Origin of the sequence: Sorangium sp. So ce1335 (assembly GCF_051521615.1) — a bacterium.
Classification (GTDB): Bacteria; Myxococcota_A; Polyangia; order Polyangiales; family Polyangiaceae; genus Sorangium.
The window spans coordinates 7,681,591-7,702,431 of the sequence record NZ_CP150363.1; the positions used below are offsets into that span (position 1 = coordinate 7,681,591).

The following is a 20,841-nucleotide window of genomic DNA, read 5'->3' on the forward strand; positions in this document are numbered from 1 at the left end:
GGATCTTGCTCTCGCTGACGCTCTCCGCGCTGGGCGCGGGCTGCGGGGATGAGGCGGGCGACGGGCCGGGGGCGACGATGCCGTGCTATCCGCCGGACCCCGCGGTGGCCGACGGCGACCCGGAGGCGCTGTACGCGGCCAGCGACGTCCCGCGCTTCGACTTCCGGCTTCGCGACGAGACCTGGGCGGCGCTCCAGGAGAACGCGCTCGAGGAGGAGTACGTCGAGGCCGAGGCCTGCTACAGGGGGAGCAGCCTGGGCCTCGTGGGCCTGCGCTTCAAGGGGGGCTACGGCACCCTCGAGATGTGTGTCAAGCAGCCGGAACCCTACCCCTGCCCGAAGCTCAGCATGAAGGTGAAGCTCGACGAGTACGTCGACGGAAAGCGCTTCTTCCGGCAGAAGCGCCTGAACCTCCACTCCATGGTCCGCGACCGCACGAAGCTCCACGAGCGGCTCGCCTATGGTCTCTACAGGGACATGGGCGTTGTCGCCCCGAGGAGCGCGTGGGCCACGATGTACGTGAACGGCGAGCCGCTGGGCCTCTTCGCGATGGTGGAGGAGGTCGACGGCCGCTTCACGGAGAACCAGTTTCCCGAGGGTCCGGACGGCAACGTCTACAAGGCAGCGTGGCCGGTCTCGACCGACCCGGCGTACTACGCCGACAAGATCGAGACGAACGAAGAAGAGGCCACGCACGAGCGCTTCGTCGCGTTCGCGAAGGACCTCGAGTCCACCGAGGGCGCGGAGCGCCTCGCCGCCCTGTCGACGTGGATGGATGTCGAGGAGCTGCAGCGCTACATGGCCGTCGACGACGCCATCCTGAACTGGGACGGGGTCACGACCTTCTACGTCGACGACGACGTCGACGAGGAGGGCTCCGTGGCGGACCACAGCGCAAACCACAACTACTTCATCTACGAAGCGCCCTCGTCGGGGAAGTTCCACATCGTCCCGTGGGACATGGATAACACCTTGAGCGTGTGGAGCTGGCGCTTCTTCGGCACCGTGCCTCACTGGACGGAGACCCCGGACGACTGCGACGCGGCCATCCCGGTCCAGGAAGGCCACGCCCACGTGCGCGCGCCCGGCTGCGACGTGCTGTTCAGCGCCCTGCGCGAGGACCCGGAGGGCTACCGGAGCGCGGTCCGGGACCTCCTCGAGGGCCCGTTCCGCGAAGGGCGGCTCGAGGAGCAGGTGGACCGCTACGCCGCGCTGATCCGCTCTTCCGTCGCGGAGGACAGGCTCGGGCCGAGCCTGCTCACGTGGAACGAGGACGTCGCGATCCTCAGGAGCGAGCTCTCGGAGATGCGGCGCCGCATGGAGCGCCTGCTCGACGGCGCGGCGAGCGCGGAGCGCGGCGACTGAGCGCGCCGCCGCGCGCAGGGCATCGAGCCCCGGGCGCCCGGCGGGGCGCCGCGCGCAGGGCGTCGAGCGCCGGGCGCGCGGCGGGCCGCCGGTCGCGCGGGAGCGGTCGACAGGTCCGCTCCCCGCGGGTTGTTCAGGGACACGCGCCCGGGCGGACCACGGCGTAGGCGAATTCGCCGAAGCCGGCCGCCGCGAAGCCTCCGCCGGGGAGCGCCGTGACCGAGTTGATGGGGCTCGGCGTCCCGACCAACCCTTCGTGCTCCCAGCGCACCGCGCCGTCGGTGTCGACGGAGAGCAGCCACATGCGCATCGTGCCGCCGTCCGCTCCCCGCGTCGTCCCGGCGAGGTGCAGGAGGCCAGTGCTCGGGTCGTGGGTGACGGCGTTCAGCTGGGTGTCGAACTCGGGTCGATACGACCTGTGCCAGAGCACGGAGCCCTCGGCATCCAGCAGGATCACGTGGTTCTGACCGACGCTGAGCGCGACGATGGCGATGCGGCCGTCCGGCATGACGGCGATGTCCTGCGGCCACACTGTGCCAATCTCCTCGAGCACGCGGTCATAGACCGGCTCCGTCGCCTCGGTGCTGCGAATGAGGCGCAGGTGCGCGTCGTGCGCGGTGATCTGAACGACGTCCCCGCCGGGCAGGAGCGCGGCGGCGCCGTGGCTCCAGTTGTATCCCACCTCGGATCCCTCGGCGAGCGGCGTCTCCCGCCGGTGGACGAGCTGGCCCTCGTCGTCGAGCCGGATCAGCACCAGCCGCGGCGCCTCTCCATCCATCTGGCTATCGTGGGTCGACAGCAGGTAGCCACCGTCCGGGTGCTGGAGCAGCTCGATCTCGACGCCGGACATGTAATGCGTCGGTCCGAGCGAATGGGCGGCGAGCAGCGCACCGGCGCCGTCGAGCCGGCCGAGCCACAGCCCCTTGCCTGAGGGAGACGACGGGTCGTGCCTCTCTCCCGCCACCATGAGCCCCCCCTCCTCGGTCCGGGCGCCGGTCAGCAGGAATCCGCCGGGCAGCGGGACCGAGCTCCACACGACGTTTCCCGCGTCGTCGAGCTCCGCGACGCCCCCGTTTTGCGGCGCCCCGATCGCGATGAACCGCTCGCCCTCGACGGGTAGGAGCGTGTTGGCGTCCAGCCCCGGTGGCGCGAAAAGCGAGACGAGGGCTCCGTCCACACAACTCGCGGTGACGACCTCTGCGGGCACCTCCTCTGCGGGCGTTGCCCCGGCCCCAGGCACAGTGCCTTCCCCTGGAGGCACTGTGCCGTCCTCTGCAGGCACTGTGCCTTCCCCTGCAGGCACAGTGCCTTCCCCTGGAAGCATGGCAACGACGTCGCCGCAGCCCACGAACGTTGCGAGCACGAGCAACAACCCCGGAAGCCTGTCTATCTGCGCCATGGTTCTCCTCATGCGGGGACGGGCCATGCAACGGCTGTTCCCAGACCCACACCGGCGTCCGGAGAGATCAAGGAGCGCCTGGCCGGCTTCGCCGCGTGGCCGGATCCCGAGCGCCAGGCGGCGGTGGAGCCGGGGTAAGGAACGTCGACGACACCAGAACAGCGATCACGTTGAGCGAGCGAGAAATGAACCGCCAGGACGCGGAGGACGCCAAGAAGAAGACAATATCTTGGCGTCCTTGGCGCCTTGGCGGTTCGAAATTCTGCTCGTTTCAGGCGGGTTCAACCCGTTTGTCGCTCCAGGGCGCGCCCGCGTGGGTCAGCGTCTCCCAGCCGATGTGGTTCCGCGCGACGTCTCCTCGGCGGCGAGCGCCAGCGCGCGCTCGCGCGGCTTCGCTCCCGGCGCTCTCGTCGCCAAGAAAAACAGCCGGGCGCGCAGCGCGCGTCGCCCGGCTGTCGTTCCCTCGCTCGACCGAGTTAGCGGATGTACCGGTTGACGATGTTCTCGTACAGCTCTTGCTGACCGCTCGTGAGCTTGACCTCACCGCCGGCGTTGCCGATCTCGGCGAGCTGCTCCAGCGTCAGCTTGCCCAGCTCGAAGTCCGCGCCCTTGCCGCCGTCGAAGGACGCGTAGCGCGCCTTGCGCATCGACTCGAGCGGCGACTTGCGGATCAGCTCGTCGGCGATGATCAGCGAGCGGGCGAACACATCCATGCCGCCGATGTGCCCGTGGAAGGTGTCGATGAGGTCCGACGAGTTGCGGCGACGCTTGGCGTCGAAGTTGACGCCGCCGCCCTGGAACCCACCGCTGCGGAGCAGGATGAGCATCATCTCCACGGTCTCGTTGATGTTGTAGGGGAACTGGTCGGTGTCCCACGCGTTCTGGTAGTCGCCGCGGTTGGCGTCGATGCTGCCGAGCATGCCGGCGTCCGCGGCCACCTGCATCTCGTGCTCCATGGTGTGGCCCGCGAGCGTCGCGTGGTTCGTCTCGAGGTTGAGCTTGAAGTCCTTGTCCAGGCCGTGCTGGCGCAGGAACCCGATCACGGTCTCGGCGTCGAAGTCGTACTGGTGCTTCGAGGGCTCCATCGGCTTGGGCTCGATGAAGAACGTCCCCTTGAAGCCGCGCGAGCGCGCGTAGTCGCGGGCCATGGTCAAGAAGCGGGCGAAGTGAGCCTTCTCGCGCTTCATGTCCGTGTTCAGCAGGCTCATGTAGCCCTCGCGGCCGCCCCAGAACACGTAGTTCTCGCCGTCCAGCGCGATGGTCGCGTCGAGAGCGTCCTTGAGCTGGGCGCCGGCATAGGCCACCACGGAGAAATCCGGGTTCGTGGAGGCGCCGTTCATGTAACGCGGGTTGGAGAACAGGTTCGCCGTCCCCCACAGCAGCTTGACGCCCGACTGCGCCTGCTTCTGCTTGGCGTACTCGACGATGGCCTGGAGGCGGCGCGACGTCTCGGCGCGGCTGTCGCCCTCCTCGACGAGGTCGATGTCGTGAAAACAGTAGTGCGTCGCGCCCAGCTTGGTGATGAACTCGAAGGCCGCGTCCATCTTCATACGAGCGCGGGTCGACGCGTCCTTGCCCTCGTCCCAGGGGAAGTTGATCGTCCCCGGACCGAACGGATCGTGCCCACGACCGCAGAACGTGTGCCAGTAGCACACGGCAAACTTGAAGTGATCCTTCATGGTCTTGCCAGCCACGACGCGGTTGGCATCATACCACTTGAAGGCGAGGGGGTTGTCGGACTCAGGCCCCTCGTAAGGGATCTTGCCAACGCCAGGGAAGTACTCTTTGTCTCCAGTAACGACGGTCATGAAGGGCTCTCCGGCTCGTGGTTCGCGTGTGGCTTATATCAGAGGATCGCCTGCGCTGCACTCGCTGAATCCGCGGCGGCGCTCGCCGAGGACGAGCGCCGCACCTGCGGCGCCGGCCGCGCCGATCGGGCTGGGCTATGATGGAGGCGGATTCTTCGAGCGGCGTGGTACTTCAGCGCACTTCAGCGCACGGCGCGCGCGCGCGCGCTATCGACATCGACATGGCGCGATGCGTGAGCGGGATCAGGCCCGGCGCGACCGTCGCGAGGTAAGAGCTCACCCGCCACGGTCGCTCGCGGCCAGCCGCGTTCGCAGCGACGCCACAACGACTATCAGGGCGGCGCGTGGGTGTCAAGGACATTGTAAGGACTATTTCCTAAGTCCGACCGGGCGAGCTCTCCAGGCACGCGCCCTGGTGGTCGAGCCGGGTTGTGCCCTCGCCTTCCGAGGAGCTATCGCCCGCAGCAGGGCGCGCCGACGCGCTTCGCCGGGCTGTCGTACTCGTCGCGCCGACGCCACCAGACGCCCGTCTCGTTGCGCCCCTTGGGGGCGCGGTCGAGCCACTGGTACGCGCCCCACAGTCCGTCCAGGCCGCGCGCATAGGCGGAGTAGGTGTGGTAGACGGCGCCGTCCTCGAGCACAAACGCGCTCATGCCCGGTCTGTCGCGATGGAACGTGGCCGGGTCGGTCCCGCACATGGCCGCGAACCTGGCCTCCGCCCCCTCGCCGCCCCCCTCCTGGCCCTCGCGCCACGCGAACGCGGCCTCGCGCCGGTAGTTGTAGTCGACGCCTCCGTCGCGCTGTTGCTCCTCGGTGAACCAGACGTTGAAGTCGGCGTTGAAGTCGCTCGCGGACGAGGACGCCCAGGGAAAGGTCCAGCCCATTCGCCGCCTGTACGCCTGCAGCTTCGCGAGCGGCGCCCGCGAGACCGCCCAGAGCATCACGTCATGGTTGGCCAGGTGAACCGCGAACCCGTTGAAGCCGTCCGCGATCATCGAGCAGGACGGGCAGCCCGCGGCGAAGTCGGGTCCGAACATGAAGTGGTAGACGAGGAGCTGCGAGCGCCCCTGGAAGAGGTCCGCCAGCGAGGCAGTCCCTTCGTCGGTCTCGAAGCGGTAGTCCTTGTCGATTCGAACCCATGGCAGCTCCTGGCGCCGCCGCGCCAGCGCGTCGCTGCGCCGCGTCAGCTCCTTCTCCGCTTCCAGCAGCTCGAGCCGCGCTGCCAGCCAGTCTTCGCGTGTCCCGGTCGTGTGCGCTGTCATCGTCGTCACTCCTTGAATGCAGGTCGTGAGGTAGATTAGGCTCGGGCGCCGAGCGGGTGGGAGTTACACGTGTGGCGCGATCCCGATGGACTCACTGATCACGGCCGCGGCGCGCGCGCTCGCGGCGGGTGATCCCCTCGGCGCGCTGAGCCGGGTCGCCTTGCGCGACGACGCGCCTGCGCTCGCGCTGCGCGGCATCGCGATGGCGCAGCTCGGCGAGCTCGGGCGCGCGAAATCTCTCCTGCGAAGGGCGGCGCGCGCCTTCGGCGCGAGGGAGGCCGTCGCCCGCGCGCGCTGCGTGGTCGCCGAGGCCGAGATCGCGCTCGCGTCACGCGACCTGGACTTGCCCGCGAGGACGCTCGACGCGGCGCGGAGGACGCTCGAAGCGCACGGAGACCGGGGGAACGCCGCGCACGCGCGGTATCTCGAGATCCGGCGCCTCCTCCTGATCGGGCGCCTCGACGAGGCCGAGGGCGCGCTCGCCGAGCTCGACCCGGCGTCCTTGCCGCCCGCGCTGGAGGCCGCCCACGAGCTGGTCGTCGCCGGCATCGCGGTGCGGCGCCTCCGGACGAAGCCGGCGCGCGCCGCGCTCGCCCGGGCCGCGCGCGCCGCGCGCCGGGCGGACATCCCCGCGCTGACGGCGGAGGTCGAGAGCGCATCCCTCGCCCTGACCACGCCGGCGGCGCGCCTCGTGGCGCGGGGTGAGGCCCGTCCCCTGCTGCTCGAGGAGGTGGAGGCGCTGCTGGCTTCGGGGGCGCTCGTCGTGGACGCCTGTCGCCATGTCGTGCGCGACGCGCGCACCGTGGTCTCGCTCGCGAGGCGCCCGGTCCTGTTCGCGCTCGCACGCGCGATGGCGGAGGCATCGCCTGGAGACGTGCCGAGGGAGACGCTCGTCGCGCGGGCCTTCGGGGCGAGGCGCGCCGACGACTCGCATCGTGCGCGGCTGCGCGTCGAGATCGGCCGCCTCCGCGCGGTGCTGCGGGCCCTGGCCAGCGTGAGCGCGACGAGGCGGGGCTTCGCGCTCGCGCCGCGCGGCGACCGCGAGGTCGTCGTGCTGGCGCGGCCCGTCGAGGAGCAGCACGCAGCGGTGCTCGCCCTCCTCGCAGACGGCGAGTCCTGGTCGAGCTCGGCCCTGGCGCTCGCCCTCGGCGCCAGCCAGCGCACGGTGCAGCGGGCCCTCGACGCCCTCGCGGCCGGCGGCAAGGTACAGCCGATCGGGGATGGGCGGGCACGGCGCTGGATCACCCCGCCGGCGCCGGGATTCACGACAACCTTGTTGCTCCCGCCCCCGCTGCCGGATGGCTAGGATCGACGCATGAACATCTCGGCAGCCAAGATCATCCGCGAATATGGCCCTTTTCCGGGCGTCGAGCACGTGCACGGGCTCACGTTCGACGGCCAGCATGTCTGGTTTGCGTCCGGCGACAGGCTGAACGCGCTCGATCCCGAGAGCGGGGAGACCGTGCGTTCGATCGAGGTCCCCGCGCACGCCGGGACGGCCTTCGACGGCCGGCACCTGTTCCAGATCGCCGAGGATCGCATCCAGAAGATCGACCCGCAGACCGGCCGTGTGCTCGCGACGATCCCGGCGCCGGGCGGCGGCGGCGACTCGGGGCTCGCCTGGGCCGAAGGGGCGCTCTGGGTGGGTCAGCACCGCGGCCGCAAGATCCACCAGATCGATCCCCAGACAGGCGCGGTCCTTCGCACCATCGAGTCGACGCGCTTCGTCACCGGCGTCACCTGGAGCGACGGCGAGCTATGGCACGGCACCTGGGAAGGGGAAGAGAGCGAGCTGCGGCAGGTCGATCCCCGGACCGGCGAGGTGCTGGAGCGGATCGAGATGCCGCCCGGCGCGGGCGTCTCGGGCCTCGAATCCGACGGCGGCGACCGGTTCTTCTGCGGCGGCGGCAAGCGCGGCACGATCAGGGCCGTCCGACGGCCCAGGCGGCCGGCTCACCTCAGGTAGTCGGAGATGGCGCCGTACCAGGCCCCCGCCATGCGGGCGTAACCGGCCTGATTCGGATGGACCCCGTCGCCGAGCTCGGACGTGGGGAAGCCCGTGAACTGATCGACGAAGACGACGTGCGCGCCCGCCTTGGCGCGCTCCTCGACGAGCCCGGGGATCTTGGCGTTGTACGTATTGACCGCGTTGGCGCCCCCCGGGAAAGGAATGATGTTGCTCACGACGATCAGCGCGTCGGGCGCCTCGGCGATCAGCTCGTCGATGAGCGCGCCCAGGCGGGTATCGGCGCCGTTCGGGTCTCGGTACATGTCGTTCGTGCCCGCGTGGAGCAGCACGATGTGCGGCATCTCCCGGAGCGCCGGGGTCGGCACACGATTGGCGATCTGCTGGATGGTCTCTCCGCTGATCCCCTCGTGATTGCGGGGGAACGGCGCGCCGTCGACCATCGCGGGGCCGTTCATCTGCTGGGTGCCCGTGAACGTGATCTCGTGGCCGTCTTGCCGGGCCAGGCGGAAGAGCTCGACCCGGTAGCCGCCATCGAAGCCGAGGCCGAAGGTGATCGAGTCCCCGAGGGGCAGGATCTTGCAGGGGCCCGTCGCGGGGCAAGGCTGAAACCCAGGATCGGGAGCCCCCCCACCGCCGCCCGAGCCGACGGCAGGCGCGCCCGTGGAGGAGGAGCTCGCGACGGTGTCCTGCCCGCCGCTGCCCGTCGCGCCGCTGCCCGTCGCGCCGCTGCCCGTGGTGGCTCCCGTGGGCGCCTGCCCGCCCGAGCCGCCGGTCCCCGTCGTGCCCGCTCCGCTCGTCGTCGAGACGCTCCCCGACGTCCCGACGCTGGAAGAGGCCCCGCCGGAGCCACCGGTGTTGTCGGTCGACCCATCGGAAGCGCTGGAGCAGGCAAGGGCACCGACAAATAAAAGGCTCGCGAGCGGAATCGCGCGGGCGAAGGCGCCGGAACCACGAAGGCGGACGAGCAGCGGAGAGGTCGAGGTAGACATGTGAGCAGAGCTCCCGGTCGCGCGCGACCGAACTAAAAATTTACACCTTGAACAGAGGCCATCGGGCGCCCGGCTCGATGCCGCCCGCGCGGCCTCTGTGAGGAAGTGGCGGAAAGGTACGCGGCGCCCGGGGCGGCGTCGTTCAAATTCCCGGCGAAGGTTTTCAGGATCTCGGCACGTGGAATCCGCTCGGCGCGGGCGCGTAGCGATGCGTGCTCGGCCACGCGCCGTGAACGAAGGGCTTGACCCCTGCGTTCCTCCGGCGATGTTCTGGGACGAACCCAGGTATGACCGCAGCGCTTCCTGCGAAGTACGGCGTGGCTCTCACCGGATCGGACTGGGTGGGGCTGCCTCTCCGGATGCAGTACGTGCCCGAGAGCGGCCGGTTCGAGGCGCTCTCGGCGGATTCGGATACCGTCCTCGTCTGGACGGGGGGCCCCTCGCAGATCGACATCCGCTTCGCGGATCCCACCTCGGGAGAGGTCCGGGAGCATTCGTTCGAGCGGCTCTCGGGCATGGTGGACCTCATGCCGCGGAGGACCAGGCTTCACAGCGTCACGTGGCGGGGGCGGCCGTCGGTGGTCACGGGGGTGACCTTCCCCGAAGCAGCCATGTCGGCCCTCTCTTCGTCTCTGTCCAGCTGCCTGGTCCCGGAGCAGGGCCCACGGTTCGGCCTCGTCGACGCCCACGTGGTCGACATGGTCCATCGCCTGCGGGCGCAGGCCGAGGGGCAGGAGTACCTGGGCGCGGTGTACGTGCAGTCGCTCTGCCTGACGCTGGCGTCCTACGTGGCGGCCCGGTACGGCGCGGGCGCCAAGGCGGAGATGTCGCTGCGCAGCGCGAGCCTCTCGAGCGGCCAGCGCACGCAGATCGAGAGGTTCGTGGACCGAGAGCTCTCATCGAACTTCGGGCTCGTCGACCTGGCGCGGCTGGTGGGCTACTCGCCGGACCATTTCTCGCGCCTGTTCAAGCACGCATACCACCAGACCCCCTATCAATACGTGCTGTCGCGCCGTATCGAGAAGGCGATGACCATGCTCCGGGACGAGCGGATGTCCATCGCGGAGATCGCGCTGGCGTGCGGGTTCTCCAACCAGGGGCACCTCACGACGGCGTTCAAGCGCCGCACGGGGACGACGCCCGGCGCGTACCGGAAGAGGTGATCGCCCGGCCGCTGGTCAGTACGGCGCGGCGCAGATGGCGTTGCCGCAGGGATACACGACGGAGCTGCCGGCGATGACGCTGGCCTCGGGGAGGGTCGCCAGGGTCGCGCCGGTCTCGATGTCGTAGATGGCGCGCTCGTACCGGGCGAGGATGGCCGTCGGCGAGATGGGGACCATGCCGTACGCCGGCTTGCCATGGTCGGCCGTATAGTCGCTGGGGGCCAGGGTGATGCGCGGCAGCGGCGGCGTGGCGATCACGTTGCCCAGCTCGTCGTAGATCGTGGATGCCTGAAGCTCCCACCGGCTGGTCAAGAAGTTGAGGAAATACGTCTGGACGAGCGCGCGGGTATCGTCGAGCCATCCGACCGCGCAGCCGGGCACCGCGTTGACGAGCACCCCGTCCACGTAGAACTGGGTGAACCCGCAGCCGTCTCCGATCGCCTCGTCCGTCACGAGGAAGTGACGGCCGTCGGGTGAGATGACCGGAACCGGTTGGAATCCGGTGTCCTCGTAGATCACCGTCGCTCCGCTCACGTCGCTGACGATGCGATCGCCATCGAGGATGTCGGAGCGGTGATACGTGCGGCCCAGCGTCGTCCCGCTCGCGGACAGCGAGAAGTCGAGGAGGGCGACATCCGAGTCGAACGAGGCGACCTCGGCGCCGTCGGGCAGCGAGAAGATCCGGAGGTCTCTGCTCTCGATGTACCGGTCGCGCTCGGTGGCGCGCGCGGCGAGCACGCGCCCGTCGGCCGAGAGCCGCACGCCAGCGCTGAGCAACGGAACGGACGCCGTGGGACCGGCGCCGAGGTCGGCGGTATCGTAGACGAAGATCGCCCCCGCGGGCGTGGCGATGGCGACCTGCCCGGAGGCCGCTCCACCCAGCTTCGACGCTCCGCAGCCGAGCGTCCCCGTCGCGTCAGGGTCGGCCACCGTGCCCTTCTGCGAGATGACGCCTGCCGAGGTACCGATGGCCCAGCGAAGCCCTCCGTCGATGTGCGCCAACATGGGCGGGTAGACCGCCACCTCGTGCTCCGTTCGCGTGATCTCGGAGCCGCCGAGATCGATGACCTCGATCTTCGTCGAGCTCAGATTGAAGACGCCGATCGCGCGCTCGGTGGGCACGACGGTCGTGCCGCTGTTGTATTCGTAGTGTGCCACGGGGACTCTCCCTCCGCCGATCCGGTAGATCTTGAGCGGGTTGCCCGGCCAGTTGGACCTGTGAGTCCAGAGATAGTCTCCCGTCGCTGCGAGGTTGTCGATCTCCGGCAGGTTGACGATGCTCTCCTGGACGCCAGTCCTCGAGTACACCCGCACCGTGTTGCCGGTCGTCGTGAGGAAGCGCGCGCCGTCCCTGGACCACGCGTGGAAGGTGCCCGCGAACGCGGGCGTGAGGTGCGGCGGCGAGCCGTCGATCGGCACGACCTGGACCGACGTATTCGTGTTGTATTTCGACGCGATGCGCACCGCGTCCGGGGCCGCATGAAACTCGCCGTAGATCTCCAGCGTCGCCGACAGCACCTCGTCCCCGGCGCGGCTCCAGAGGGTGAGGTTGCCGGAGCGGGCTGTCCATGCGTAGCTCCCGTCGGTCGCGAGCCCCACGTCGCCATACTCGGCCGAGATGGCCGCCAGGAGGGAGCCGTCGGCAGCGCTGCGCAGCTCGAACGCGTGATGCGGGTCCGTCTGGACGAGCAGGAGATCGGCTCGGAGCTCGACGCCTCCCGGGAGCTCTGGAGACGAGCCGTCCGGGAGGGGGAAAGGAAGCTCCTCGAAGCCGCCGGGCGCATGGCCGTCGGCGATCGCGGCGCGGGTCGCCGTATCCCACAGGATCCAGCGGTCGTGGTCCCAGCTGAGGACGCGATCCCCGGAGACGAAGAGCCGGCGGAGCATCCGGGTGTGTCCCAGATCGAGGAACGCCTCGGGCGAACTGCGCCAGGTCGTGGGCGTGCCGCAGGGGAAAAGGGATGCGGCGCCGCCGCCGGAGCCGCCGCTGCCGCCGGGGTCGCCGCCGCTGCCGGAGCCGCCGCTGCCGCCGGGGTCGCCGCCGCCGCCGGAGCCGCCGCTGCCGCCGAGGTCGCCGCCGCTGCCGGAGCCGCCGGTCCCGCTGGCAGACGTGACGCCAGGGGCGCCGCCGCCTCCTGCCGCTCCCGAGGAGCTGGCGCCCGACCCGGGATCAGAGCAACCGATCACCAGGAGGACACTCGAGACGATGAGTGATGTCGTTCGCATGAGCGGCTAAGGTGCCCCCTCCCCGGCGTTCGTTCATCGCCGTGAGAACGAATCCCTCTCCTCGTGCGGCGCACGGCTCTCCGTCATCGTGACCGCGGTCGTCGCCAGGCCGGGCTCGCCAGCCGGAGCCCCACGGCTCGCGCAGACTCTCCCTGGGCACGGGGCCGGCGCGCGACAGCGCACCATCATGATGCAAGTTGGTCGATGAGAGATGCATTGAACCCCATCGCCGAGCTCTTGCGGTATCGACTGCCCCGTCGGGCCCGGAGGCCTCGGTAGAATCAGAGATCGCCGGCCGCGCACGCAGACCGGCGTCGCCTGCGGAGCGCCCGCGCTTCTGCTGCTCGCCGCGCCCGCCTGGCGCGCCCGCTCCGCGCACCCGTCGCTACAGTCAACGGGAGAGGCGCGATCCTCCCCCGATGTAACCTCAAATGAAGCCCTCCTCACCGCATCCTGGAGCCGCGCTCGGACGCGCGCTGGAGGATGCCGATGACCGCGTCCAGCACAGGCAGATGTTTGTCGTTGCAGGCTTGCGGCAGGTTTGATAGCCATCCTCTGGCGCCGCGAAACCGTCCCCGGTCTCGACGGTCATCCTCCCGGCCGCGGGGCGCGATCCATAGGAAGGAGCATGAGCAGATGCCTCAATTGAACGGCAACACCTGTGAAATCGATGAGCTCCCGGATGGCGTGACCGTGACCATCCGAGCGACGACGAACTCGAGGCACACTCAGAAGATCACCGTGACGCGCAACGACGAGGTGCTGTGCGCCTTCGCGGGCTCCGGCGAGCGCAACGCCATGACGGGTCAGTCGACGATCGTCAGCAACGCGAGGGCGAAGCTGCGGGCGACGTTCGAGTATCAGACGGACATCAACGCAGAATGGCAGAAGTCCCGCCAGCTCAAGGCCGGTGGTCCATATACGATCGGCAACTACAATATCCTCGTGATCGTCGCTGAAAACGGGGACGACAGCGACTACAACGACAGCATCATCGAGCTCAGCTGGAACACGTCCAGATAGCCCTGTCCAAAGCCCCGGCGGCGGGGCGCCGGAGGATCGGCAGGCGGCGTCCGACGGCCTCTCCGCGGCCGTGACGCCGGACGGCGGCTCGCGCGCGACCGGAGGCACGGACGCCAGGCGGCCAGCCGCCGCGGCGGGGTCCGGCCCCCGGCCATCCACGGGGCCACGGGCACGTCCGTGCGCCTCCGCGCCGGCCGGAAGCCCGGTCCGTCGGAGGGTCGAGCCGACGGGATGGGTTTGACAAAGAAAGTTGTCAACTTACCATGGGCCGGGTGCTGGACGTTGAGGTCATCGAAGACCCTGCCGCGGCGGTCGTGGCGCTCGACCCGGTCCGGAGCCGGCTCCTCTCGGAGCTCGCGCAGCCGGCCTCCGCCGCGAGCCTCGCGGAGCGGGTGGGCCTGGCCCGTCAGAAGGTCAACTACCACCTGCGCGCGCTCGAAGCCCACCAGCTCGTGCGGGCGGCGGGCGAGCGGAAATGGGGGGGACTGACGGAGCGCCTGTTCGTGGCGACGGCGAGCGCCTATGTCGTCTCTCCGGGCGCGCTCGGGCCTGCCGCCGCGGATCCACGACGGACGATGGATCGCGTCTCCGCGAGCTACCTCATCGCGCTCGCGGCGCGCGTCGTGCGCGAGGTCGGCAGGCTGTGGCGCCTCGCGTTCGACGCCCAGAAGCGGCTGGCGACGCTCTCCATCGACACGGAGATCCGGTTCGCGTCGGCCGCGGAGCGCGCCGCCTTCACCGCCGATCTCAGCAAGGCCGTCACGGACCTCGTGGCGCGATACCACAACGCGACGGCGGCCGGCGGGCGCGAGCACCGGCTGCTCGTGATGGCTTATCCGAAGCCGAACGATGAGCCTGGAAAGGAGCCTTCATGCCGATGAGAAGCGACGCCAAGAGACGCTGGGTCGAGCTCGCGGTGCCCGGGACGCCGGAGCAGGCCCCGAGGGCGCGCCTGGCTCGAGGCGCGCTTCCCCGCAGGCGCCGCGCAGAAGGCGAGCGCGCAGCGGCCTGCTCCGGTGGGAGCAGGCTCAGCTCGCCCGTGCCTCCGCCGCGGCAGCGGCCTCGTGCGCCGCGGCGAGCTCCGCGTCCTTCGCCGCGATCCGGGCGAACGCCGGCCGACCGCACACCCGCGCGACATAGCCCTTGACCTCCGGCAGCTCGGGCACGAGCTTGAACGTCGTCATCCAGTCCAGCGCCTTGCCCCAGAGGACGTCGGCCGCGGAGAAACGGTCGCCGAGCAGATACGGCCCCTTCCGGAGCGCCTCCGCCACCACGCCGAACATCGTATCGAAGTCTCCGTAGGGAGACGTCGAGGGCGGGCCCGGCTCGCGCTTCATCGCCCGATCGACGATGGCCGGCTCGAAGCACGACCCGTAGTACGCGATCCACCGGAGATACGGCCCGCGCAGCGGATCCCCGAGGACCGGCGCCAGGCCGGCCTCCGGGAACAGATCGGCGAGGTAGATGACGATCGCGACCTGCTCGGTGACGAGCGCGCCGTCGTGCAGGATCGCGGGCACCTTGCCGAGCGGGTTCACCGCGAGGTAAGGGGCCTTCCGTTGCTCGCCGGCCTTCATGTTCAGGACGCGCAGCTCGTACGGCGCGCCCAGCTCCTCGAGCAGGATGCGCGTGCCCGTCGAGCGCGCGTTCGGCGAATGGAACAGGACGAGGTGGCCCCTCGGGGTCTTGATCGAATCAGCCATGTTGCTGCCTCCGGGGCGGACGCTACTGCCACGGAGAGGCGCGGTATTGTAAAAGAGCGCCACGCGCGATCATGAGCCCGAGCATCACCCCCGCGGACCCCACCCGCGGCATCCTGAACCCCGCCGCCGGTCTCCAGCGCTTCGAGCTGCACCGCCACGCGCCCGCGCCCGATCTCGCCAGGCTCGTCGACTGGCACTGGGTCGTCCGCTGGTCGCTCACAGCGCCGTTCGAGCAGGAGATCCTGCCGCACCCCTGCGTCAACCTGGCCATCGAGGCGCCGGGCTCGGCCGTGCACGGCATCGGGACCCGGCGCGAGGTCGCCCGGCTCGTGGGGACGGGGCGCGTCGTCGCGACGAAGTTCAAGCCGGGCGGCTTCTTCCCGTTCGCACCCCTCCCCATGCGCCGGCTCGTCGACCGCGTCGTCCCCCTCGTCGAGATGTTCGGCGGTGCGGCCCGGCCGCTCGAGCGCGCGGTGCTCGACCAGCCGGACGACGCCGTCGCGATCCGCGCGGTGGAGGAGCTCCTGCGCGCGCACGAGGGGCCGGAGGACGCGGGGCTCGACGAGGCCATGGCGCTCGCCGCCCGCGCGCAGGGCGATCGCGACGTCCACCGCGCCGAGGATCTCGCCCGGATCGCGGGCGTGTCGGTGCGCACGCTGCACCGCGCGTTCGAGCGGTACATCGGCGTCGGGCCCAAGTGGATCATCCGGCGGTCGCGCGTGCAGGAGGCCGCGGAGCGCGTGGCCTCGGGCGCGCCCGTCGCGTGGGCGGCGCTCGCGCTGGAGCTCGGGTATCACGATCAGGCGCACCTGATCCGGGACTTCAAGGCCCAGATCGGCTTTACACCGTCCGTCTACGCGCAGCGGTGCGCGGCAGCGCGGTCGAAAGAATCCAGCGCGCGGATCCGCAAATGACGCCATCACGTCGCGTCACAGTGTGATGTTCCGCCGCCACGACAGATGTGCTGCATCGCAGCGCTGCGAGCACGGCGTTCCGTGCTGCTTCAGCTATGGTCGCCGCGCGCGCTCCGGGATAGAAACGGTGGTCCTGGAGGGTCATCGACATGAGGCGAAGCGTGAAGGCAGTGCTGTCCCTGTTCGTTTCCGTCGCTCTGCTCTGCATCGGCGCGACCGCCGACGCGACGACGGCCGTCCTTCTCTCGCGTGAAGAGCTCGTGCTCCGGTCGGCGACGATCGCGCGCGTGACCGTCGGCCGGTCCACCACGGCGGAGTCCGACGACGGAAGGTCGATCGTGACCCGCACGGAGCTCAAGGTCACCCAGCCGCTCAAGGGGGGAGAGGCGGACAAAGGGGGCGCGCAGGTGATCGTGCTCGAGCAGATCGGCGGGACGTACAAGGGCAAGACGCAGCGGGTGCTCGGCGACGCCAGGCTCTCGCAGGGCGAGGATGCCGTCGTCTTCCTGCGGCCGGGCGACAAGGGGCGATGGCACCTCACGGCGCTCGCGCTGTCTGTCTATCACGTGGACGCGAAGGGCATGGCGCGGCGCAGCCTCGAGGGGCTGCAGCTCGTGCGACGGAGCGGGGGCGCGCTCGTGCCCGTCCATGCGCCCGGCGACGAGATCGAGCCTGTCGAGAGGCTCATGACGGACGTTGTCCGCATCGCAGGAGGGAAGTGAGATGAGGCGCCGCGTCGCCCTCGCCGTCTCGCTCGGCGCCGCCACGCTCCTCGCCTCGGCCCGCGAGGCCGCCGCGTGGACGCCGCTCGAGGACGGCACCCCCCGCTGGGGGAAGCTGCCCGTCGGCTACTACATCAACCGATCGACGATCCCGGGCCAGATCGCCGACATCGCCGTCGCCCGCATCGAGTCCGGGTTCGCGGCATGGTCGAACACGGGGTGTACGGAGTGGCGGGCCAACCTCCTCGGCGACACGACCGATCGTTACAGCTACGACGACGGCAAGAACGTGTTCCAGTGGATCAGCCAATCCTGGCCGGAAGCGCTCGGCGACGTCAACTCGGTCATCGGTGTCACGATGCCGGTCTGGGGGCGGTTCGACAACGTCATCGTGGACGCCGACATGGTGTTCAACAACGTCAGGTTCTGCTGGAACGACACCGGCAACAACGGTTGTGTCGACACACAGTCGATCGCCACGCACGAGCAGGGACACTTCCTCGGCCTCGGCCACTCCAGCGAGCGGAACGCGACGATGGCCGCGTACTACGCCGCGGGCTCGTCGACGCGGACCCTCGAGGACGATGACGTCACGGGCGTGTGCGCCCTGTATCCCATCGGCGGGACCACCGCGACGGGCGCCGGGAGCGGAGGCGGAGGCGGAGGCAGCTGCGACAGCTGCTCGAACGGCTCGCTGTCGGACGCCTGCAGGCCGCAGTACGACACCTGCGGCGCCTCGTTCTCGTGCCGGGCATTCTCGGGCTGCATCGCCGAGTGCCCTGACGACGCGTGCGTGGATCGCTGCGTGGGCCAGCACGCGGAGGGCGCGGGCCTCTATGGCCGCCTCATCGAATGCGTCTGCGGCGCCTGCTCGGCGGAGTGCTCCGCCGAGTGCGGCGGCGGCGAGGGCGGCGGCGGAGCCGGCGGCGCCGGAGGCAGCGGCGGAGCCGGCGGCGCCGGAGGCAGCGGCGGCGGCGCGGACGCGGGCAGCACGGCGTCCTCGTCGAGCGGCGGCGCGTCGACGGTGAGCGCGACGGCGAGCTCGTCCGCCGCCTCGAGCAGCGGCGCGGGCGGCGCCGGCCCGGCGACCGACGACCCGCCAGGGAGCGGCGACGGGGAGCCCGGCGGCGACTCCGGGTGCTCCTGCTCGACAGGCGGTCGATCGGCCGACCTCGGCGGGATCGCGCTCCTCGGGGCGCTCGGCGCGCTGGCGTCGCGCCGGCGCCGGCGCTAGCCACAGCGCCCGGAGGCGCCCGCGTCCGGGGCGCCGATGCGCGCTGGCGGCGTGCCGCCGCCAGCGCCCTGGGCCCGGCGGCGCTTCAATCGAAGCGGACGCGCGTGCCCGCCGCGGGGCGGAGCACCGGGAGGTAGCGCGAGGCCGGGAATCCGTTCTGGAGCCTGGGGCCCGAGGCCGGGAGCATCCGCCCGAGCGCGACGAGGAACTGGACGATCTCCATCCAGGCGAGGTGATAGCCGAGGCAGAAGTGCGCGCCGCCGCCGAACTGGGCGATCTCGAGCGGCGAGAGCGCCTCCTTGCGGCCGAGCCAGCGCTCCGGGCGATAGCTGTCCGGATCCGGGTAGAGCTCGGGATCGCGCGAGAGCAGGGCCAGCGGGATCACCACGTTGGTCCCTGCGGGGACCGTGCGGCCTTCGATCTCGAAATCGGCGACGGCGCGGCGGGCGTCCTGCGGCACCGGCGGATGGAGGCGGAGCGCCTCGCGGAACACGGCCTCGGCGAAGGGGAAGCTGCGGAGATCGGCGGGCGAGCGCGGGAGATCCGGCGCGCTCGTCGCCTCGTCGCGGAGCGCGCGCCAGATCGCCGGGCTCTCGGCGAGGTGGGCGACGCACCAGGCCATGATCGAGGCCGAGGTCTCGTGGCCGGCGAGCAGGAGCAGGCGGAGGTTGCCCACGAGATCCTGCTCCGAGAGCGGCTCGCCGTCCTCGTCGCGCGCCTGGAGCAGCGCGGGCACGAGGCCCCTCGCCTCGCCGCGGGCGCGCACGTCGGCGAGGATCCGCCGGATGCGCGCGTCGAGCCAGTCGCGGGCGCGGAGGCCGCGGCGTCGCGGCGAGCCCGGCACGTCGAAGGGCAGATGGATGACGAGGAGCATCAGATCCTCGTAGTGGTGGCGCCACTCGGGGAGCTCGTCGTCCTCGACGCCGGTGATCTTGAACATCACCTCCAGGGCCAGCTCGCGGGTCTCGCGCAGCACCTGGACATCGCGCCGGCCGAGCCACGAGCGGACCTTGCGCTCGACGCTCGTCGCGACGGTCGCGCCGACCTCCGCGACGTCGAGGCCCTTCGGCGAGAAGGGCCCGTTCATCGCGGTGCGGATGTGGCGGTGCGAGGCGCCGTCGTGGGCCATCAGCGACTGGCCGAAGAGGTTGCCGAGCCCGCCCTCGGTCAGATACGAGGAGTCGACCGCCTTGCTCTTGAAGAGCGAGAAGGCCTGGTTCGAGGCGTAGATGAGCTGCCAGCTCTCGAAGCCCTGGGTCCAGAAGAAGAGGGAGCCGAAGCGGCGCTGGCCCTCGCGGACAAGGCCCAGCGCGTCGACGGCGATCGCCGGCATGTGGCCAACGACCGGGAAGCCGCCGGGGAGGATGGGAAAGCCATGCCGGGTCTGGACACGGCGGGCCAGGGGGTTACGGCCCCGCATGAGCGGGAGAGCGGCGGAGGCGAGGCGGGCGGTGCTCATGGCGCTCTCGCCTTGTACCATCGCGCCGGCGCGGCCTGGGAGCCGGAATCGCGCGGTGGATCGCGCCCCCCGGATCGAGGGGAGCAGCCCGGGGCGCGCCGGTCCCGACCGGGGTGCGACCCTGGACGCGCAGGCGCGCCATCGCCTTTATCGAAGAGGCGCGATCAGCGGGAGGCGATGTCCTTCATCCAGGGCACGTCGTCGGGCGTCGAGCTCCGGATCTCGGCCGCCCAGTGCTCGTGCCATGCCCTGGTGCGCCTCGGCGACGTGAAGGCGAAGAAGCTTGTGGCGCATCGTGTTTCCCCTTCCAGGGCGTGCCCCTGCGCCCGGGCCACGACGGTCCCGCCGAGCGCAAAGAGGGCGCCGCGGGCTGGGGCGCCGCTCGGCTCCGGATGGCTCGTCCTGCGGAACGGGCCCTTCGTCATCGACGACAGCGCGACAACGAGGCTGCACAAAGGTGGCGGCGATGAGAAGCTCGGTCCGCGGATAGCGTTTTCACTTCCTGGCCTCCTCGACGGGAGCGGCGTCGATCGACGCCGCGTGTCCCTGTGGAGATCCGATATGAGCGTTCGATCTCTCGGCTGGATCCTCGGTTTGGGCACGTTGGCGCTCGCCTGCACCGGGCAGATCGGCGATACGTCCTCGGAGACGGCGAGCGGCGGACCCGGGAGCGACAGTACCTGGTCATCGGCGGGAAGAACCTGGGCGTGAACGTTGGCCAGTACATCAACAACACGACCGCGCAGAGCTCGAACAAGCTGCTCACGTCGGTGATGAACGCGCTCGGTCACGAGGCGAGCGGCATCGGCATCGAGCCGAGCTGCGGACCGCTGCCCGGCTTCCTCGCCTGACGCCCGCACGAGGCAGGGCGGCCCGGGGCCGGCGCTCGGCCCTTTCCGCGCACAAAGACGGGATCCTGCCCAGTTCGTGCAGGACCTGCGCGACTTGCGTCGCGCGCGAGACGACGGCCCCTCGGCGAGCAGGGCCCCTCCGGAGCTGGCCCGCCTTTCGCTTGCTCCTCCCCGTGGCTCGCCGCCCAGCGAAGGCGTGGACGAGGCGAGCGCGCTTGGAGGGTACTCGCATGCTCAAGGAATGGCTTACGGTGGTTGTCATGGTCGCCGGCGGCGCCGTGCTCGGGGTCGGCTGCGGCGCCGAGGCGCCGAGCGGGGAGGCGCTCGACGCGTCGCAGGCCGCGCTTCAGTTCACCTGCGCTGGCATCACCGGTCGCGGCTGTCCAGGCACCAACCGGTGCGTCGACGACCCGGACGACGACTGCGACCCGAGGAGGGACGCCGACTGCGGCGGCCTCTGCGTGGGCGAGCCCTGCGGGGGCTTCGCCGGGTTCGCCTGCGAGACGGGCTATGTCTGCGTGGACGATCTGCGGGACACCTGCGACCCGGACAACGGGGGCGCGGACTGCCCGGGGACGTGCCTCCACGCAGGCGAGATCCAGTGACGGCACGCTGAGCGCCCGGCGCCCCCTCCGCGGGGAGCCGGGACCAACGCAGGAGCCGGAGGGCGCCGGCGCCGGAGCTCTAGATCGACGATCACGTTGATCGAGCGAGAAATGAACCGCCAAGACGCCGAGGACGCCAAGAAGAAGACG

19 protein-coding genes are annotated in these 20,841 nt (G+C 70.6%); 11 read left to right on the plus strand and 8 right to left on the minus strand.

The features are described from left to right. Positions 1 to 5: 5 nt before the first annotated feature. Positions 6 to 1,364, plus strand: coding sequence for a CotH kinase family protein (locus WMF24_RS28265; protein WP_437730513.1), 1,359 nt, complete (start codon positions 6 to 8; stop codon positions 1,362 to 1,364). 133 nt (positions 1,365 to 1,497) lie between these two features. Here the strand turns inward: WMF24_RS28265 and WMF24_RS28270 are convergent, their stop codons facing one another. The 3 genes from WMF24_RS28270 to WMF24_RS28280 all read right to left on the minus strand — a co-directional run bounded on the left by WMF24_RS28270 (position 1,498) and on the right by WMF24_RS28280 (position 5,833). Then, complete coding sequence (locus tag WMF24_RS28270) at positions 1,498 to 2,541, minus strand: hypothetical protein (protein WP_437730514.1); 1,044 nt, start codon at positions 2,539 to 2,541, stop codon at positions 1,498 to 1,500. Between the two features lie 698 nt (positions 2,542 to 3,239). Next, a complete protein-coding gene (gene xylA, locus WMF24_RS28275) occupies positions 3,240 to 4,571 on the minus strand; it encodes a xylose isomerase (protein ID WP_437730515.1) in 1,332 nt (443 codons plus the stop codon). Between the two features lie 452 nt (positions 4,572 to 5,023). Next, the gene (locus WMF24_RS28280; protein WP_437730516.1) at positions 5,024 to 5,833 is read right to left on the minus strand and encodes a DUF899 domain-containing protein; all 810 of its coding nucleotides are present in this window, start codon (positions 5,831 to 5,833) and stop codon (positions 5,024 to 5,026) included. Between the two features lie 85 nt (positions 5,834 to 5,918). Between WMF24_RS28280 and WMF24_RS28285 the strand changes: the two genes are divergently transcribed. Continuing rightward, positions 5,919 to 7,139 carry a helix-turn-helix domain-containing protein gene (locus WMF24_RS28285; protein ID WP_437730517.1) on the plus strand — a complete coding sequence of 407 codons (1,221 nt, stop codon included), beginning with the start codon at positions 5,919 to 5,921 and terminating at the stop codon, positions 7,137 to 7,139. A gap of 9 nt (positions 7,140 to 7,148) precedes the next feature. Then, positions 7,149 to 7,799, plus strand: coding sequence for a Vgb family protein (locus WMF24_RS28290; protein WP_437730518.1), 651 nt, complete (start codon positions 7,149 to 7,151; stop codon positions 7,797 to 7,799). On the opposite strand, the gene WMF24_RS28295 is transcribed toward WMF24_RS28290, so the two are convergent. Continuing rightward, complete coding sequence (locus WMF24_RS28295) at positions 7,787 to 8,791, minus strand: SGNH/GDSL hydrolase family protein (RefSeq protein WP_437730519.1); 1,005 nt, start codon at positions 8,789 to 8,791, stop codon at positions 7,787 to 7,789. The two genes, WMF24_RS28290 and WMF24_RS28295, sit on opposite strands and share 13 nt — an antisense overlap. A gap of 287 nt (positions 8,792 to 9,078) precedes the next feature. On the opposite strand from WMF24_RS28295, the gene WMF24_RS28300 reads away from it, so the two are divergent. Next, positions 9,079 to 9,954: a helix-turn-helix domain-containing protein gene (locus tag WMF24_RS28300; RefSeq protein WP_437730520.1), complete on the plus strand. Its 876-nt coding sequence runs from the start codon at positions 9,079 to 9,081 to the stop codon at positions 9,952 to 9,954. A gap of 15 nt (positions 9,955 to 9,969) precedes the next feature. Here WMF24_RS28300 and WMF24_RS28305 read toward each other — a convergent pair whose 3' ends face one another. Continuing rightward, complete coding sequence (locus WMF24_RS28305; RefSeq protein WP_437730521.1) at positions 9,970 to 12,180, minus strand: hypothetical protein; 2,211 nt, start codon at positions 12,178 to 12,180, stop codon at positions 9,970 to 9,972. A 636-nt stretch (positions 12,181 to 12,816) separates the two neighbouring features. Between WMF24_RS28305 and WMF24_RS28310 the strand changes: the two genes are divergently transcribed. Both WMF24_RS28310 and WMF24_RS28315 read left to right on the plus strand, forming a co-directional pair. Beyond that, positions 12,817 to 13,203, plus strand: a complete 387-nt coding sequence (locus WMF24_RS28310) for a fucose-binding lectin II (protein WP_437730522.1) — start codon at positions 12,817 to 12,819, stop codon at positions 13,201 to 13,203. Between the two features lie 272 nt (positions 13,204 to 13,475). Then, the gene (locus WMF24_RS28315; RefSeq protein WP_437730523.1) at positions 13,476 to 14,084 is read left to right on the plus strand and encodes an ArsR/SmtB family transcription factor; all 609 of its coding nucleotides are present in this window, start codon (positions 13,476 to 13,478) and stop codon (positions 14,082 to 14,084) included. Between the two features lie 147 nt (positions 14,085 to 14,231). Here the strand turns inward: WMF24_RS28315 and WMF24_RS28320 are convergent, their stop codons facing one another. After that, entirely contained in the window at positions 14,232 to 14,906 is a 675-nt protein-coding gene (locus WMF24_RS28320; RefSeq protein ID WP_437730524.1) for a glutathione S-transferase family protein, read from the minus strand. A gap of 71 nt (positions 14,907 to 14,977) precedes the next feature. Here WMF24_RS28320 and WMF24_RS28325 point away from each other — a divergent pair, with 71 nt between their 5' ends. The 3 genes from WMF24_RS28325 to WMF24_RS28335 all read left to right on the plus strand — a co-directional run bounded on the left by WMF24_RS28325 (position 14,978) and on the right by WMF24_RS28335 (position 17,776). Next, complete coding sequence (locus WMF24_RS28325) at positions 14,978 to 15,820, plus strand: AraC family transcriptional regulator (RefSeq protein WP_437730525.1); 843 nt, start codon at positions 14,978 to 14,980, stop codon at positions 15,818 to 15,820. Positions 15,821 to 15,969: 149 nt separating this feature from the next. Beyond that, the gene (locus tag WMF24_RS28330) at positions 15,970 to 16,542 is read left to right on the plus strand and encodes a hypothetical protein (RefSeq protein WP_437730526.1); all 573 of its coding nucleotides are present in this window, start codon (positions 15,970 to 15,972) and stop codon (positions 16,540 to 16,542) included. A gap of 1 nt (position 16,543) precedes the next feature. Beyond that, entirely contained in the window at positions 16,544 to 17,776 is a 1,233-nt protein-coding gene (locus tag WMF24_RS28335; protein WP_437730527.1) for a matrixin family metalloprotease, read from the plus strand. A gap of 85 nt (positions 17,777 to 17,861) precedes the next feature. Here the strand turns inward: WMF24_RS28335 and WMF24_RS28340 are convergent, their stop codons facing one another. After that, positions 17,862 to 19,235 (minus strand): cytochrome P450, encoded by a 1,374-nt coding sequence (locus WMF24_RS28340; protein WP_437730528.1) that lies wholly within the window; start codon positions 19,233 to 19,235, stop codon positions 17,862 to 17,864. Positions 19,236 to 19,399: 164 nt separating this feature from the next. Beyond that, positions 19,400 to 19,660 (minus strand): hypothetical protein, encoded by a 261-nt coding sequence (locus WMF24_RS28345; RefSeq protein ID WP_437730529.1) that lies wholly within the window; start codon positions 19,658 to 19,660, stop codon positions 19,400 to 19,402. A gap of 282 nt (positions 19,661 to 19,942) precedes the next feature. On the opposite strand from WMF24_RS28345, the gene WMF24_RS28350 reads away from it, so the two are divergent. Next, positions 19,943 to 20,086, plus strand: a complete 144-nt coding sequence (locus WMF24_RS28350) for a hypothetical protein (protein WP_437730530.1) — start codon at positions 19,943 to 19,945, stop codon at positions 20,084 to 20,086. Between the two features lie 251 nt (positions 20,087 to 20,337). Continuing rightward, entirely contained in the window at positions 20,338 to 20,691 is a 354-nt protein-coding gene (locus WMF24_RS28355; RefSeq protein ID WP_437730531.1) for a hypothetical protein, read from the plus strand. Positions 20,692 to 20,841: the final 150 nt, after the last annotated feature.

Bases quoted from the DNA above. Each gene is read 5' to 3' on its own strand.
- WMF24_RS28345 (WP_437730529.1), bottom strand. From the start codon at position 19,660: ATGACGAAGGGCCCGTTCCGCAGGACGAGCCATCCGGAGCCGAGCGGC.
- WMF24_RS28300 (WP_437730520.1), top strand. From the start codon at position 9,079: ATGACCGCAGCGCTTCCTGCGAAGTACGGCGTGGCTCTCACCGGATCG.
- xylA (WP_437730515.1), bottom strand. From the start codon at position 4,571: ATGACCGTCGTTACTGGAGACAAAGAGTACTTCCCTGGCGTTGGCAAG.
- WMF24_RS28320 (WP_437730524.1), bottom strand. From the start codon at position 14,906: ATGGCTGATTCGATCAAGACCCCGAGGGGCCACCTCGTCCTGTTCCAT.
- WMF24_RS28310 (WP_437730522.1), top strand. From the start codon at position 12,817: ATGCCTCAATTGAACGGCAACACCTGTGAAATCGATGAGCTCCCGGAT.
- WMF24_RS28335 (WP_437730527.1), top strand. From the start codon at position 16,544: ATGAGGCGCCGCGTCGCCCTCGCCGTCTCGCTCGGCGCCGCCACGCTC.
- WMF24_RS28325 (WP_437730525.1), top strand. From the start codon at position 14,978: ATGAGCCCGAGCATCACCCCCGCGGACCCCACCCGCGGCATCCTGAAC.
- WMF24_RS28290 (WP_437730518.1), top strand. From the start codon at position 7,149: ATGAACATCTCGGCAGCCAAGATCATCCGCGAATATGGCCCTTTTCCG.
- WMF24_RS28340 (WP_437730528.1), bottom strand. From the start codon at position 19,235: ATGAGCACCGCCCGCCTCGCCTCCGCCGCTCTCCCGCTCATGCGGGGC.
- WMF24_RS28330 (WP_437730526.1), top strand. From the start codon at position 15,970: ATGAGGCGAAGCGTGAAGGCAGTGCTGTCCCTGTTCGTTTCCGTCGCT.
- WMF24_RS28305 (WP_437730521.1), bottom strand. From the start codon at position 12,180: ATGCGAACGACATCACTCATCGTCTCGAGTGTCCTCCTGGTGATCGGT.
- WMF24_RS28280 (WP_437730516.1), bottom strand. From the start codon at position 5,833: ATGACAGCGCACACGACCGGGACACGCGAAGACTGGCTGGCAGCGCGG.
- WMF24_RS28295 (WP_437730519.1), bottom strand. From the start codon at position 8,791: ATGTCTACCTCGACCTCTCCGCTGCTCGTCCGCCTTCGTGGTTCCGGC.
- WMF24_RS28285 (WP_437730517.1), top strand. From the start codon at position 5,919: ATGGACTCACTGATCACGGCCGCGGCGCGCGCGCTCGCGGCGGGTGAT.